Origin of the sequence: Pseudomonas sp., assembly GCF_028293835.1 — a bacterium.
Taxonomy (GTDB): Bacteria; Pseudomonadota; Gammaproteobacteria; order Pseudomonadales; family Pseudomonadaceae; genus Aquipseudomonas.
Window position 1 is genome coordinate 33,629 of sequence record NZ_JAQGNX010000095.1, and the last position, 13,965, is coordinate 47,593.

Annotated in this window: 12 protein-coding genes; 4 read left to right on the forward strand and 8 right to left on the reverse strand. The window is 56.8% G+C overall.

Annotated elements, in window-relative coordinates; all coding sequences use genetic code 11:
* Positions 1 to 25: 25 nt before the first annotated feature.
* Both JWR17_RS12960 and JWR17_RS12965 read right to left on the reverse strand, forming a co-directional pair.
* Positions 26 to 868, reverse strand: coding sequence for a mechanosensitive ion channel domain-containing protein (locus JWR17_RS12960; protein ID WP_299832037.1), 843 nt, complete (start codon positions 866 to 868; stop codon positions 26 to 28).
* A 10-nt stretch (positions 869 to 878) separates the two neighbouring features.
* A complete protein-coding gene (locus JWR17_RS12965; RefSeq protein ID WP_299832039.1) occupies positions 879 to 1,358 on the reverse strand; it encodes a YajQ family cyclic di-GMP-binding protein in 480 nt (159 codons plus the stop codon).
* Positions 1,359 to 1,532: 174 nt separating this feature from the next.
* On the opposite strand from JWR17_RS12965, the gene JWR17_RS12970 reads away from it, so the two are divergent.
* The 3 genes from JWR17_RS12970 to JWR17_RS12980 all read left to right on the forward strand — a co-directional run bounded on the left by JWR17_RS12970 (position 1,533) and on the right by JWR17_RS12980 (position 5,152).
* Positions 1,533 to 2,450, forward strand: coding sequence for a putative 2-dehydropantoate 2-reductase (locus JWR17_RS12970; protein ID WP_299832040.1), 918 nt, complete (start codon positions 1,533 to 1,535; stop codon positions 2,448 to 2,450).
* Positions 2,451 to 2,537: 87 nt separating this feature from the next.
* On the forward strand, positions 2,538 to 4,574 hold the full coding sequence (locus JWR17_RS12975) for an ATP-binding protein (RefSeq protein ID WP_299832041.1): 2,037 nt from the start codon (positions 2,538 to 2,540) through the stop codon (positions 4,572 to 4,574).
* Between the two features lie 2 nt (positions 4,575 to 4,576).
* Complete coding sequence (locus tag JWR17_RS12980) at positions 4,577 to 5,152, forward strand: cob(I)yrinic acid a,c-diamide adenosyltransferase (RefSeq protein WP_299832043.1); 576 nt, start codon at positions 4,577 to 4,579, stop codon at positions 5,150 to 5,152.
* Positions 5,153 to 5,169: 17 nt separating this feature from the next.
* On the opposite strand, the gene JWR17_RS12985 is transcribed toward JWR17_RS12980, so the two are convergent.
* The 4 genes from JWR17_RS12985 to secA form a co-directional block, all read right to left on the reverse strand.
* A complete protein-coding gene (locus JWR17_RS12985) occupies positions 5,170 to 6,114 on the reverse strand; it encodes a Nudix family hydrolase (RefSeq protein WP_299832045.1) in 945 nt (314 codons plus the stop codon).
* On the reverse strand, positions 6,111 to 6,743 hold the full coding sequence (locus JWR17_RS12990) for a glutathione S-transferase family protein (protein ID WP_299832047.1): 633 nt from the start codon (positions 6,741 to 6,743) through the stop codon (positions 6,111 to 6,113). Before JWR17_RS12990 ends, JWR17_RS12985 begins: the two co-directional genes overlap by 4 nt.
* Complete coding sequence (gene argJ / locus JWR17_RS12995) at positions 6,740 to 7,957, reverse strand: bifunctional glutamate N-acetyltransferase/amino-acid acetyltransferase ArgJ (RefSeq protein WP_299832049.1); 1,218 nt, start codon at positions 7,955 to 7,957, stop codon at positions 6,740 to 6,742. The genes JWR17_RS12990 and argJ overlap by 4 nt, the downstream gene beginning before the upstream one ends.
* 122 nt (positions 7,958 to 8,079) lie before the next feature.
* Positions 8,080 to 10,836, reverse strand: a complete 2,757-nt coding sequence (gene secA, locus JWR17_RS13000) for a preprotein translocase subunit SecA (protein WP_299832051.1) — start codon at positions 10,834 to 10,836, stop codon at positions 8,080 to 8,082.
* A gap of 308 nt (positions 10,837 to 11,144) precedes the next feature.
* Here secA and JWR17_RS13005 point away from each other — a divergent pair, with 308 nt between their 5' ends.
* Complete coding sequence (locus tag JWR17_RS13005) at positions 11,145 to 11,603, forward strand: DciA family protein (protein ID WP_299832053.1); 459 nt, start codon at positions 11,145 to 11,147, stop codon at positions 11,601 to 11,603.
* Positions 11,604 to 11,714: 111 nt separating this feature from the next.
* On the opposite strand, the gene lpxC is transcribed toward JWR17_RS13005, so the two are convergent.
* Together lpxC and ftsZ are read right to left on the reverse strand one after the other, a co-directional pair.
* Positions 11,715 to 12,626 carry a UDP-3-O-acyl-N-acetylglucosamine deacetylase gene (lpxC, locus tag JWR17_RS13010; protein ID WP_299832054.1) on the reverse strand — a complete coding sequence of 304 codons (912 nt, stop codon included), beginning with the start codon at positions 12,624 to 12,626 and terminating at the stop codon, positions 11,715 to 11,717.
* Positions 12,627 to 12,738: 112 nt separating this feature from the next.
* A complete protein-coding gene (ftsZ, locus tag JWR17_RS13015; RefSeq protein ID WP_299832055.1) occupies positions 12,739 to 13,926 on the reverse strand; it encodes a cell division protein FtsZ in 1,188 nt (395 codons plus the stop codon).
* Positions 13,927 to 13,965 lie beyond the last annotated feature (39 nt).

A 13,965-nucleotide genomic window follows, 5' to 3' on the forward strand; every position in this document is an offset into this window, starting at 1 on the left:
AATGGGTTTGACCCAACGGCTAATCCTACTTCGCTGCCGCTTCCTGCATCACACGCACCATTCGCTGCGGGGCGGGAATGGGGATATTCGCCGCCTTGAGCCTGTCGCGGGCCTCAATATTGAAGTACGACACCACACTGCCGTAATCTCCGGTCTTGGCCCAAACCCGTAGCGACAAGGTGATCGCGTTCTCGCCCAACGCCGACACCACCGCTTCAGGCGCAGGGTCCAGCAGCACGCGTGGATCTTGAGCCATGTCCAGCAGCACTTGCAGCGCTTGCTTAAGGTCAGCGTCGTGGTCCACACCGATGTCGAATATGACTTTGCGGGTGGGCTGACGGTTGGTGTTGGTGATGATGCCATTCGACAAAATGCCGTTGGGCACGATTACCGTCTTGTTGTCGCCTGTACGCAGCACGGTGTGGAAAATCTGAATGTTATCCACCGTACCGCTGATGCTTTGCGCTTCGATCCAGTCACCGATGCGAAACGGGCGGAACAGCAAGATCAGCACGCCACCGGCGAAATTCGCCAGGCTGCCCTGCAACGCTAAACCGATGGCCAGGCCCGCCGCACCGATTACCGCGACGAATGAGGTTGTTTCGATGCCGATCATCGAAGCGACGCTGACAACCAGCAGGATCTTCAGAATGATGTTGGCCAGACTGCTGATAAAACCCTGCAACGCCAAATCGGCTTTGCGCAGTGCCAACAGGCTACCCAGCCTGCGGGTCACCAGGTTGATCAGCCACCAGCCAATGCCAAGGGTAACCACTGCCAATAAAAAACGGCCGCCGTATTGCAGGATCAGCGGCCACCAGGACTCGGAAACCTTGACCAGATTGTCGACCTGACTATTCAAATCCATTTATCTCTCCTTAATCGCGGAAGTTATTGAATTGCAGCGGCATGCCGAAGTCTTGACCGCGCAGCACGGCCATTGCTTCTTGCAAGTCGTCACGCTTTTTGCCGGTGACGCGCACTTGCTCGCCTTGTATAGCAGCCTGCACTTTCAATTTGGCTTCTTTGATGTGGGCGACAATTTTCTTCGCCAGTTCTTTATCGATGCCTTCTTTGAGAACCGCTTCTTGCTTCATCAACTTGCCTGAAGCGAAGGCGTCTTTGATTTCAAGACACTTCGCGTCGATTTTGCGCTTGAGCAGGCACAACTTAAGAATTTCGATCATTGCTTCCAGCTGGAAATCTGCCTCAGCAGTAAGGTTGACCGTTAATTCCTTGAACTCGAAAGTGCCTTTGCCCTTGAGATCGTACCGACGGTCCAGCTCTTTGATGGCATTATCGACGGCATTAGTGACTTCGTGTTTATCGAGTTCGGACACTACGTCGAACGAGGGCATGTAATCTCTCCAGATGAATGGCGCGGCTCGGTATGAAGAAGGAGCACGCCTGACTTGACGGTATGAATGCGTGGTCATTATAACGAGACTTTCCCCTCTCACGTGCGAGCCTGCCATGTTGAACTTCGATTCCATCGCTTTAGGGTTCGTGACGCTCTTTTCGGGTATCGGATAATGGCCACAGAATGGCATGTGTTAGGCGCCGGCAGTCTCGGCAGTTTGTGGGCCACACGTTTAGCGCGTGCAGGTTTACCGGTCCGATTGATACTGCGCGACCCCGCACGGTTGGCAGCCTATGAGGCTGTCGGTGGTTTGACCCTGGTCGAACAAGGTCATCACCAGTTTTTTTCAATTCCAGCCCAGACGATCGACGCCCACGAACCCATCGAGCGCCTGCTGGTAGCCTGCAAAGCGTATGACGCAGAAGCCGCCATCACACGACTGGCGCCGCGCCTGACGGCTAATGCCGAGCTGATCCTGCTACAGAACGGCCTTGGCAGCCAGGATGCGGTCGCGGCAAAAGTCCCCCGGGCGCGTTGTATTTCCGCCTCAAGCACTGAAGGCGCTTTTCGCGATAGCGACTGGCGCGTGGTGTTTGCCGGCCACGGTTATACGTGGCTAGGCGATGCCAGTGATCCGACGCCGCCGCTTTGGCTGGATGACCTATACGCCAGCGGCATTCCCCACCAATGGACGCCGGATATCCTCACGCGACTTTGGCGCAAGCTTGCGCTGAACTGCGCAATCAATCCTCTGACCGTACTCCACCACTGCACCAACGGTGGCCTGCAAGCGCACCAATGCGAGGTCGCGATGCTGTGCGCCGAGCTGACCGACCTGCTGAACTGTTGCGGCCAACCCGCCGCCGCGCAGGACCTGCAGAGCGAGGTAGAGCGAGTCATACAGGCAACCTCAGCCAATTACTCATCGATGTACCAGGACGTTGCTCACGGCAGACGCACTGAAATCAGCTATTTGCTGGGCCACGCCTGCGCCGTTGCGACGCGGCACGGATGTTCGATGCCGCACATGAACCAGTTACAGACGCGATTGACCCGATTTTTACAGGCCCGGGGCCTGCCTACCCTGTAGGAGCGCTCAGCGGATCGGGTTCAGATTGCCCAGCGAGCAATCAGCGCGTTACCCTGCGGATTCTTTAATCGCGTGTGATTTTGCCCGATGCCATTGCGCCAACGTCTAGAAAACCTACCGGTGGGCCAGAAGCTTCTGGCAGCCTTGCTGGTCTTGTTGACCACCGTATTGTTGGTCGCCAACCTGACCTTCATCAGCGCGGCTTATTACATTTCCCAGGAAAGCATGGCCCCTCAGGCGATGCAGACCATTGGCCGGCTGATTAGCAATCCCAACCTCGCCGCCCAGGCCTTGAACTCGGCCGAAAACGCTCAATCCTTGCTCAAGGAATTGAAAAATTACAATCCCCTGCGGGCGGCAGCGTTATATGACAGCAACGGCGACCGGCTCGCCCAACTGCAACAAGGCGACAAACTCAAATTGCCTGAACGCTTCAAAAGCGTCGAAGCGTGGCGTCTCACCGAGTTTCGCAACACCCAACTGATCTCCATCCCCAAGGCTGGCAAGGAATCGGGGCATTTGTTGTTGGTAGCCAGCAGCGAACTGCCCACCGCGTTTTACACCGGTACTTTTACCGCCAGCGCCGGGATTCTGGTGTTCAGCGTCTTGCTGTGGTTGGTGGTGGCGCGGCAGATCCGACGGCTGATTACCGAGCCTATTTATCAGTTGGAAGAACTGTCCAGGCAGGTGACTCGCGAAGAGGACTATGCACTGCGGGCCGAACCGGGTAACAACGACGAGATCGGCAGTCTTGCGGAAGCGTTCAACACCATGTTGTCGCGCATCGAAGCCCGTGAGCAGCAGCTCAAGCGTGCTCGCGACGATTCACAAGACGCCTATTCACAAGCACAAGGTATGGCGGAGGAAACCCGCCACACCAATCGCAAACTGGAACTTGAAGTTCAAGTGCGAAGCAAGATCGAGAAAAAGCTCACCGGTTTTCAGAACTATCTGAACAGCATTATCGACTCCATGCCCTCCGCGCTAATCGCATTGGACGAACAGCTGTACGTCACTCAGTGGAATCAAGAGGCCAGCGCCCTTTCCGGCACACCGTTGGACGAAGCGCTTAATCAGCCGATCTTTCTCGCTTTCCCGCCTATGAAAGCGTTTTTGCCAAAAATCAGACACACCGTTGAGCGGCACATTGTGGCCAAGATTGAGCGAGTCACCTGGGTCAAGGACGACGTGCCTCACCATTACGCGCTAACTTTTTATCCATTGACCGGCGGCGCGGGCCGGGGCGTAGTAATCCGAATTGACGACATTACTCAACGGCTGTCGCTGGAAGACATGATGGTGCAGTCAGAAAAAATGCTCTCGGTCGGTGGACTGGCCGCTGGCATGGCCCACGAGATCAACAATCCCTTGGGTGCCATCCTGCACAACGTGCAAAACATTCGTCGGCGCCTGTCCCCGGACCTGCCGAAAAACCTTGAGCAAGCCGAGCTGGCGGGGATCAAGCTGGAAGCGGTCAATCAATACCTGCTGAGCCGGGAAGTACCACAATTGCTGGATGGCATTCAGCAGGCTGGCGCACGCGCCGCAAAGATTGTCAGCCACATGCTTAATTTCAGTCGGCTGAGCAACCGGAAAATGGCGCCCTGCGACCTGCCAGCGTTGATCGATCAAGCGGTAGAAATCGCCAGCAATGACTTCGACCTGACCATCGGGTTCGACTTCAAGGGCCAGGCGATCATTCGCCAGTTCGACCCCAATCTGGGACCGGTCCCGGGGACCGCGAACGAGCTGGAACAAGTGCTGCTGAATTTGTTAAAAAATGCCGCCCAGGCCATCCACCAACGGATCGATGATGGCGAGCCAGGTCGTATCATTTTACGCACGCGGTTAAACCCGCCATGGGCGGAAATCCAGGTCGAGGACAACGGCGTCGGCATGCCGGAAAATGTCCGCAAGCGCACGTTCGAGCCGTTTTTCACCACCAAGGAAATCGGCCAAGGCACAGGGCTGGGGCTGTCGGTGTCGTACTTTATTATTACTAGCAACCACAAGGGCCAGATGGAAGTGCACTCGACCCCCGGCCAGGGCACGTGCTTCACCCTGCGCTTACCGTTGGCGGGCAGCACGGTCAATGTTGTGGAACAGAATCTTTCGGAGTTATAGGCATGGGCTTTCGGCTTTCAAAAATCTACACGCGTACCGGCGACACCGGAGAGACCGGGCTGGGTGATGGGCGCCGGGTGCCAAAAGATCACCCGCGAATCGAAGCCATTGGCGAAGTGGACACGCTGAACAGCCAACTAGGTTTGCTCTTGGCTGGATTGAACGAACAGGTTGCACGCTGCCCCGGACTGGGTGAGCTGATCGAAGTACTGCAGCCTTGCCAGCACCGCTTGTTCGACCTGGGTGGCGAGCTGGCAATGCCGGTTTATCAGGCGCTGAATAACGCCGAGATACAGCGCCTCGAAGCCGCTATCGACCTGTGGAATGACGAATTGGGCCCGCTGGAAAACTTCATACTACCGGGCGGTTCGGCGCTGATTGCACACGCCCACGTCTGCCGCAGCCTGGCGCGCAGCGCCGAACGTCGCTGTCAGCATCTCAATGCTGTTGAGCCACTGACGGGGGTTGGCCTGGCCTACATAAATCGGTTGTCTGATTTGCTGTTTGTCGCTGCGCGGTTAATCGCCAAGCGCCAGGGAATTGCAGAGATTTTGTGGCAGGCGGCGGCGAAGCCGTAGTCAGTTTTGGTTTTTAGCTAAACCTCAGGCCAAAACGCGCGTATTCCGGCCACACCTTGTGCCCCACTTTCCCATGCCCGCTGACGGTCATCGTTTCCGACTCCGCCGAGCAGGAACACCGGCTTGCTGAACCCCGCGATCAACTGCGATGCAGGCTCCCATCCCAATGGCGACGCATCCGGGTGGGTTTTTGTCGGCTGCACCGGCGACAAGGTCACGAAATCGACGCCCATCAGCTCAGCCAAGGCCAACTCTTCGGCGTTATGACAGGAGGCGGCCAACCAGCGCTCTTTTGGGAACGGACGGCCATTGCTTGCCAATTTGCGCAGCTGTGCAGCCGTCAGGTGCCAGCCCGCCGCAGGAAAGTCGCCCAACCACTCCAGCGGACCTTTGAGCATTAACTGCGCCTTGCCCGCACACAAACCTACCGCATCCACCGCCAGATCGCGGTATTGCGGGTTGTAGCCGTTGGGTGCTCGCAGTTGCACCAGCTTGATGCCGCCAGCGATGGCTTTCTGCAAGCCGCGTAACAGCTCTGGCGTGTCCAGCCCCTCAGGGGTGATCAGGTAACGATCAGGCAAGCGCGCAGCGGCGACGATAGGTTGATTGGCGGCGGGAAAATCATAATCAGCCAGCTGCCTGGCCGTCACCCATGCCAGCGGCTGACCTTCCGCGCCGTGGGGATCGCCACTAAATGCCGACACTTCCCAGACATCGAGCAACACCTGCTTATCGGGGTAGTCGTGTTGAACCTTGATCAACGGACGCGCAGCGACCACGACGATGCCCAGTTCTTCCAAGAGTTCACGGGCCAACGCTGCTTCGACCGTTTCACCCGCTTCGACCTTGCCGCCCGGAAACTCCCATAAACCGCCCTGGTGCTGGGACCCCGCACGCCGAGCAATAAGGATCTTGCCGTCATTGCCGCGAATAACCGCAGCCGCTACATGCAGTCGTTTCACCGAACCACTTCCTTTAAACCTGCTTTCTGCCAGCGTTGAAAAGCTGGCCATTTATAAATTGTCTCCACGTACGCCGCCGCTTCGGCTGGCAGCGCTACCCGATAAGTACGCAGTCGGACTGCAACCGGTGCGAAGAACGCATCCGCCAGGCTCAACCGGCCAAACAGGTAAGGCCCGCTCTCCGCAGCGGCCGCTCGGCACTCGGCCCACAGCGCGACGATACGGTCGATGTCGGCCTGAACCTCGGCCGGCATAACATCGAGCGCCTGGTCACGCCGCAAATCGAAACCCATGTTTGAACGCAAGGCGGTGAAACCGCAGTGCATCTGTGCACACGCCGAGCGGGCTTGAGCCCGAGGCGCGATCTGTTGCGGCCAGAGGTGCGCCTCGGGGAAACGTTCGGCCAGGTATTCAACAATTGCCAGCGAATCCGCGATGCTACCGTGTTCGGTTTTCAACAACGGGACTTTGCCAGTCGGGCTGTGCTGCAAAATATTTTGCAGTGTGTCCGGCTGGTTGAGCAGGACCACCTGCTCAGTAAACGTTGCGCCCGCCATGTCCAGCGCCAACCAAGGGCGCAAGGACCACGAAGAAAAGCGCTTGTCGCCAATCACCAGGTGCAGGCTCATGTGCGGTATTCCGCGTTGATTTTCACGTACTCATGGGACAGGTCGGTGGTCCAGATGGTTTCTCGGCAGTCACCACGACCCAATTCGACGCGAATGGTAATTTCAGCCTCAGCCATGACCGCCGAGCCTTGCTCTTCGGTGTAGGTCGTCGCGCGGCAGCCTTGACTGGCGATGCACACGGAACCGAGGAACACGTCGATTTTGCTGACGTCCAGGTCCGGAACACCGGCACGACCCACCGCCGCCAGGATGCGACCCCAGTTCGGATCGGAGGCGAACAACGCCGTTTTGATCAGCGGTGAATGGGCCACGGTATAGCCGACATCCAGGCATTCCTGATGGGTGCCGCCGCCGTTGACTTCGACCGTCACGAACTTGGTAGCGCCTTCGCCATCGCGCACGATGGCCTGGGCCACTTCCATGCAGACATCGAACACCGCTTGTTTGAGTGCGGCGAACAGCGGGCCTTTGGCCTCGGTGATTTCCGGCAGCGCAGCCGTGCCAGTGGCGATCAGCATGCAGCAGTCGTTGGTCGAGGTGTCACCGTCGATGGTGATGCGGTTGAACGACTTGTTGGCGCCGTCACGCAGCAGGTCTTGCAACACGCTCTGCGCGACCTTGGCGTCGGTGGCGATGTAGCCCAGCATGGTCGCCATGTTTGGGCGAATCATACCCGCGCCCTTGCTGATACCGGTAACGGTGATCGTCACGCCGTCATGCTGGAATTGGCGGCTGGCGCCTTTTGGCAGGGTGTCAGTGGTCATAATCCCGGTGGCTGCCGCCGCCCAGTTATCCACAGACAAATCATCAAGCGCCGCTTGCAAGGCACTCTCAATCTTCTCTACCGGCAGGGGTTCACCAATCACCCCGGTGGAATATGGCAGCACTGCATGTGCATCGACGCCTGCCAGCTCAGCCAGCCTGGCGCAAGTGCGTGTCGCAGCAACAAGGCCAGGTTCACCGGTACCCGCGTTGGCGTTGCCGGTATTGGTCAACAAATAGCGCACCGGGCCTTCAAAACGTTGCTTGGCCAGAATCACCGGGGCTGCACAAAATGCGTTCAGGGTAAACACGCCAGCCACACGAGAACCTTCAGCACAGCGCATGACCACGACGTCTTTGCGCCCTGGGCGCTTGATGCCGGCGGAGGCGATGCCCAATTCAAAACCGGGTACCGGGTGCAATGTCGGCAAAGGACCAAGACCAACAGCCATTGAGTGCTCCTTGGAAGCTATCTGTGCCGCCCGTAGGGGTACGGCTCATCAATTGAAAAACGCCGCGACGGCTGATGCCGGTCGCGGCGCGGATGTCTCATCGATACAACGCCAGGCTGAATCTAGTCGATTTTGCCGTGGCAGTGCTTGAACTTCTTGCCTGAACCACACCAGCACAGCTCGTTGCGGCCCTGTTTTTGTTCGTTGCGAACCGGTTGCTCGTTACGAACCGGCACGGCGGCGACGGCGACATCTCCGCCCTCCTCGACGATTGCCTGCGGCGCTTCAAGACCCGGTGCCTGGGCGTGTTCAAACTGCATGCGCTGAGCCAGGTCTTCTGCATCCTGGCGCATACGCGCTTCTTCTTCGATCGGATCTTCGCGGCGGACCTGAACGTGGGACAGCACGCGAATGGTATCGCGCTTGATCGAATCGAGCAGTTCCTGGAACAGGGTAAACGACTCGCGCTTGTATTCCTGCTTCGGGTTCTTCTGTGCATAACCGCGCAAATGGATGCCATGACGCAGGTGATCCATGGTTGACAGGTGGTCTTTCCACAAGTCATCCAGTACACGCAGCAGAATCTGCTTCTCGAACGTGCGCAGGGCGTCAGCACTGGCTTGTTCTTCTTTCTCGTTGTACGCCGCCAGCAGCGCTTGCAACAGCTTCTCGCGTAGGGTTTCTTCGTACAGGTGATCGTCTTCGTCCAGCCACTGCTGAATTGGCAACTGCACACCAAAATCAGTATTCAGTGCAGCTTCCAGACCCGAAACGTCCCATTGCTCAGGCAGCGACTGAGGCGGAATGTGTTGACTGACCAGACTGTTGAGAACGTCGAGGCGGAAGTCGGCAATGGTGTCACCAATGTTCGCCGCAGCCAGCAGGCTGTTACGCATGTGGTAGATCACTTTACGCTGTTCGTTGGAGACGTCATCGAACTCCAGCAATTGCTTGCGGATATCGAAGTTACGGCCTTCAACCTTGCGCTGCGCCTTTTCGATCGCGTTGGTCACCATGCGGTGCTCAATCGCTTCGCCAGACTGCATGCCCAACGCCTTCATGAAGTTCTTCACCCGGTCAGAGGCGAAAATACGCATCAGGCTGTCTTCCAGCGACAGGTAGAAACGGCTTGAACCGGTGTCACCCTGACGGCCGGCACGACCGCGCAACTGGTTATCGATACGGCGCGATTCATGACGCTCGGATGCGATCACGTGCAAGCCGCCCGCTTCGATCACTTGCTGATGGCGTTTCTGCCAGTCAGCCTTGATCTGGGCGATCTGCTCAGGCGTAGGGTCTTCCAGCGCCGCAACTTCCACTTCCCAGTTACCGCCCAACAGGATGTCAGTACCACGACCTGCCATGTTGGTGGCAATGGTCAATGCACCTGGACGTCCAGCCTGGGCAATAATCTCGGCTTCTTTTTCGTGATACTTGGCGTTCAAGACCTTGTGCTCGATACCTTCCTTGATGAGCAGATTGGACATGTGCTCTGAAGTTTCGATGGTCGCGGTGCCCACCAGGACAGGACGGCCCTGGGCCAGGCTTTCCTTGATGTCGGTAACGATGGCGGCGTATTTCTCTTCGGCCGTCAGGTACACCAGGTCGTTGAAATCTTTACGCGCCAACGGCTTGTTCGGCGGAATGACCGTCACGGACAAGGTGTAGATCTGGTGGAACTCGAACGCCTCGGTGTCAGCCGTACCGGTCATGCCGGACAGTTTGTTGTACAGGCGGAAGTAGTTCTGGAAGGTGGTCGATGCCAAGGTTTGGCTTTCGGCCTGAATGTTGAGCATTTCCTTCGCTTCGATGGCCTGGTGCAGGCCCTCGGACAGACGACGACCCGGCATGGTACGACCGGTGTGTTCATCGACCAGCAGGATCTGACCGTCCTGAACGATGTATTCGACGTTGCGATGAAACAGCTTGTGCGCCCGCAGACCGGCATAAACGTGGGTCAATAGGCCCAGGTTATGGGCGGAGTAAAGGCTTTCGCCGACTGCCAGCAGACCGACCTCAGTCAGCATCTCTTCGATGAACTGGTGACCGGCTTCGTTCAGCTCGACCTGACGGGTTTTTTCGTCAACGGTGAAGTGCCCGGCTTTGGTAACGACGCCTTCCACTTCCTCGATGTGCTGCTCGAGTTTCGGGATCAGCTTGTTGACCTCGGTGTACAGCTTGGAGCTGTCTTCAGCCTGGCCGGAAATGATCAGCGGGGTACGCGCTTCGTCGATCAGGATCGAGTCGACTTCGTCGATTACGGAGAAGTTAAGCTCGCGCTGGAACTTGTCTTCCATGCTGAAAGCCATGTTGTCGCGCAGGTAATCGAAACCGAATTCGTTGTTCGTACCGTAGGTGATGTCTGAAGCGTAGGCTTCACGTTTTTCTTCTGGCGGCTGAAAAGGTGTGACAACACCCACGGTCAGACCGAGAAATTCGTACAGCGGACGCATCCAGTTGGCGTCTCGACGAGCCAAATAGTCGTTCACGGTAACAACGTGCACACCTTTGCCCGACAAGGCGTTGAGATAAACCGCCAGTGTCGCGACTAAAGTCTTGCCTTCACCCGTGCGCATTTCGGCGATCATGCCGTCATGCAGGGTGATGCCACCAATTAACTGGACATCAAAGTGGCGCATACCCATGACGCGCTTGCCGGCTTCGCGAGCAACCGCAAAAGCTTCAGGCAGCAGGTTATCGAGGGTCTCACCTTTGGCTAAGCGGGCCTTGAACTCTTCGGTCTTGGCACGCAGTTGCTCGTCCGAGAGGGCCACCATTTGCTCTTCGAATGCATTGACGAGTTGAACCGTCTTGAGCATGCGTTTGACTTCGCGCTCATTCTTGCTTCCAAAAAGTTTCTTTAACAAAGGCGCAAACATATCGACAGGATCTTCCACACATAGGGATGGAGGGCGGCCCCGTGAGTCGCCCGTGCAGCCCTCATGGCCGCATGCGAACGAGCATTCTACCCGGAAACGGTGGTGAGGAAAGTGGCGTTATTCCACGATGCTGGCACAGCGCTGTAACGGGGCTATTTTTACAATAGGGGCGAACTGGCAGACTTCAACCCATTAGCGGATGAAGGGGCGTATTAAAGTACCGTTGAAAGCTAAGGAAAAAGCCATCTAGCCGTGCTGCAGAGGTGCTTTCTGCTAACATGGCGACTCTGTAACTTGAGGTGTCCCCCATGGCATTTCGCCCCTTGGTAGCCCGGGCACCCGCCGTTTTACTCCGCGAAGCAAAACCGCTCAAAGCCATATTCCACCACGCTCAACGCCTTGGCCATTTGCAGCGCCTGCTCGAAAGCCAACTGCAACCCGCCGCTCGCGAACACTGCCACGTTGCCTCTTGGCGTGAAGGTAGTTTGCTGTTGATTGTGACCGACGGCCACTGGGCAACTCGCCTGCGCTACCAACAAAAACGCCTGCAACGACAGCTTGTAGCGTTTGAAGAATTCGCCAACCTGACCCGCATCCTGTTCAAAGTACAGCCGCCTACCGTGCAACAAGGGGCCGCTGGACACACGATTACGTTGTCAGAAATGGCAGCAGAGAGTATCCAGGCGACGGCAGAGGGCATTACAGACCCGAAACTGAAGGCCGCGCTGGAACGGTTGGCGAGTCATGGGAAGCCTAAAGTCGACTGAACACAACCATCTCTGCAGGAGCCAACTTGTTGGCTCCCTACAGGGTTTTTTGACAGCCATAAAAAAAGGCCACCCGAAGGCAGCCCCAAAACTAGAAAAGAGAGTACTAAACTATACGGCCGCTACAGGACGCATATAAGAGATCGGTGCGGCGCTGGCATCTTCGAAGGTCACAATTTCCCAAGCGTCTGTCTGTGCAATTAATGCACGGAGCAGAACGTTGTTCAATGCATGCCCGGACTTGAAGCCTCGGAACTCGCCTATCAGGCTATTGCCCAGCAGGTAAAGGTCGCCGATTGCATCTAGAATTTTGTGTTTGACGAATTCGTCCTCATACCGCAGGCCATCTTCGTTCAGCACGCCGTCCTTATCGACCACGATGGCATTTTCTACGCTACCGCCGAGTGCGAGGTTGTGCTTGCGCAGGTACTCGATATCACTCATGAAACCAAAGGTACGTGCGCGGCTGACTTCTTTAACAAAAGAGGTACTGGAAAAATCCACGGTTGCGCTTTGTGTACGGTTACGGAAGACCGGGTGATCGAAATCGATCTCGAAACTCACCTTGAATCCTTCGAAAGGCAGGAAAGTAGCGCGTTTACCGCCCTCCTCCACTGTGACTTCTTTCAGGATACGGATGAATTTCTTGGCTGCGTCCTGCTCTTCCAGGCCGGCAGATTGAATCAGGAATACGAAGGGTCCCGCGCTACCATCCATGATTGGAACTTCGGAGGCAGAGAGTTCGACGTAGGCGTTATCGATGCCCAGGCCAGCCATGGCCGAAAGCAAGTGCTCTACCGTGTCCACCTTGGTGTCCCCGCTGACCAATGTGGTCGACAGGGTGGTGTCACCGACGTTTTCCGCACGGGCAGGGATCTGCACCATAGGGTCGAGGTCGGCACGACAAAACACGATGCCGGTATTCACGGGTGCGGGCTTGAGGGTCAGGTAAACCTTCTCCCCGGAGTGCAGCCCTACACCTGTGGCACGGATAATATTTTTCAGGGTGCGTTGTTTAATCATGGCATTGGCCGCTTCAGCGCAAGTTGCGAACTGGTATCAACAAAGGCTGGCGATAATAGCAGACCAGACCTTTGCTGAACACCAATCACCCTAATACCCCTGATACATTTCATTAATCAGCCTGACGACGCAGGAATGCCGGGATATCCAGGTAGTCCAGATCGTCATGAGGATTCATCTTGGCAGACGCTTGTGCACCAGCATGAGCCTGGTTGCGCATCACCGTTGGACGGTCCAGATCGCGGTAGTTCGGCGACGGCATGTCCTGACGAGCAGACGATTGTGCCGATGCGTGCTGCGATGGCTGCAGGGTGTTGTCGATGACCTTCACAGGCTTCTCGATTTTCGCGCCCAGACCTGTAGCGACCACCGTTACGTGCAACTCGTCACGCATGTCCGGATCGATAACAGTACCGACCTTGACCATGGCGTGCTCGGAAGCGAACGCTTCGATGATGCTACCCACGTCCGAGTACTCACCCAGTGACAGGTCAGGACCGGCAGTGATATTTACCAGGATACCGCGAGCACCTTGCAGGTTGACGTCTTCAAGCAGCGGATTGCGGATAGCCGCTTCCGTCGCTTCACGTGCACGGTTAGGACCGCTGGCGCAGCCAGTGCCCATCATCGCCATACCCATTTCGCTCATCACGGTGCGTACGTCGGCAAAGTCGACGTTGATCATGCCCGGACGTTTGATGATGTCGGAGATACCGCGAACGGCACCGGCGAGTACATCGTCAGCCTTAGCGAAAGCCGAAAGCAAGCTGGCGTCTTTACCGAGGATGGTCAGCAGCTTCTCGTTAGGAATGGTGATCAACGAGTCGACGCTTTCCGAAAGCAAGCGAATGCCTTCATCGGCGATCTGCATGCGTTTTCTGCCTTCGAACGGGAACGGACGCGTCACAACAGCGACGGTCAAAATACCCATTTCCTTGGCCACTTCGGCAATGATTGGTGCAGCACCGGTACCGGTACCGCCGCCCATGCCAGTGGTGATGAACACCATGTTTGTGCCTTGCAGCACTTCAGCGATGCGTTCACGGTCTTCCAGCGCTGCCTGGCGACCTACTTCAGGGTTTGCCCCTGCACCAAGGCCCTTGGTTACACCTGTACCCAATTGCAAGATGGTCCGCGCGCCAATGCTTTTCAGCGCTTGCGCGTCGGTGTTGGCGCAGATGAATTCCACGCCTTCGATGTTGCTCTTAACCATGTGGTTAACAGCATTGCCACCACCACCACCTACACCGATAACTTTGATTACCGGGCTCTGCGGGACGTTGTCTACGAGTTCGAACATTTTCCCTCTCCTTCTCTAGTTTTGTGCCTACTGCCGCCT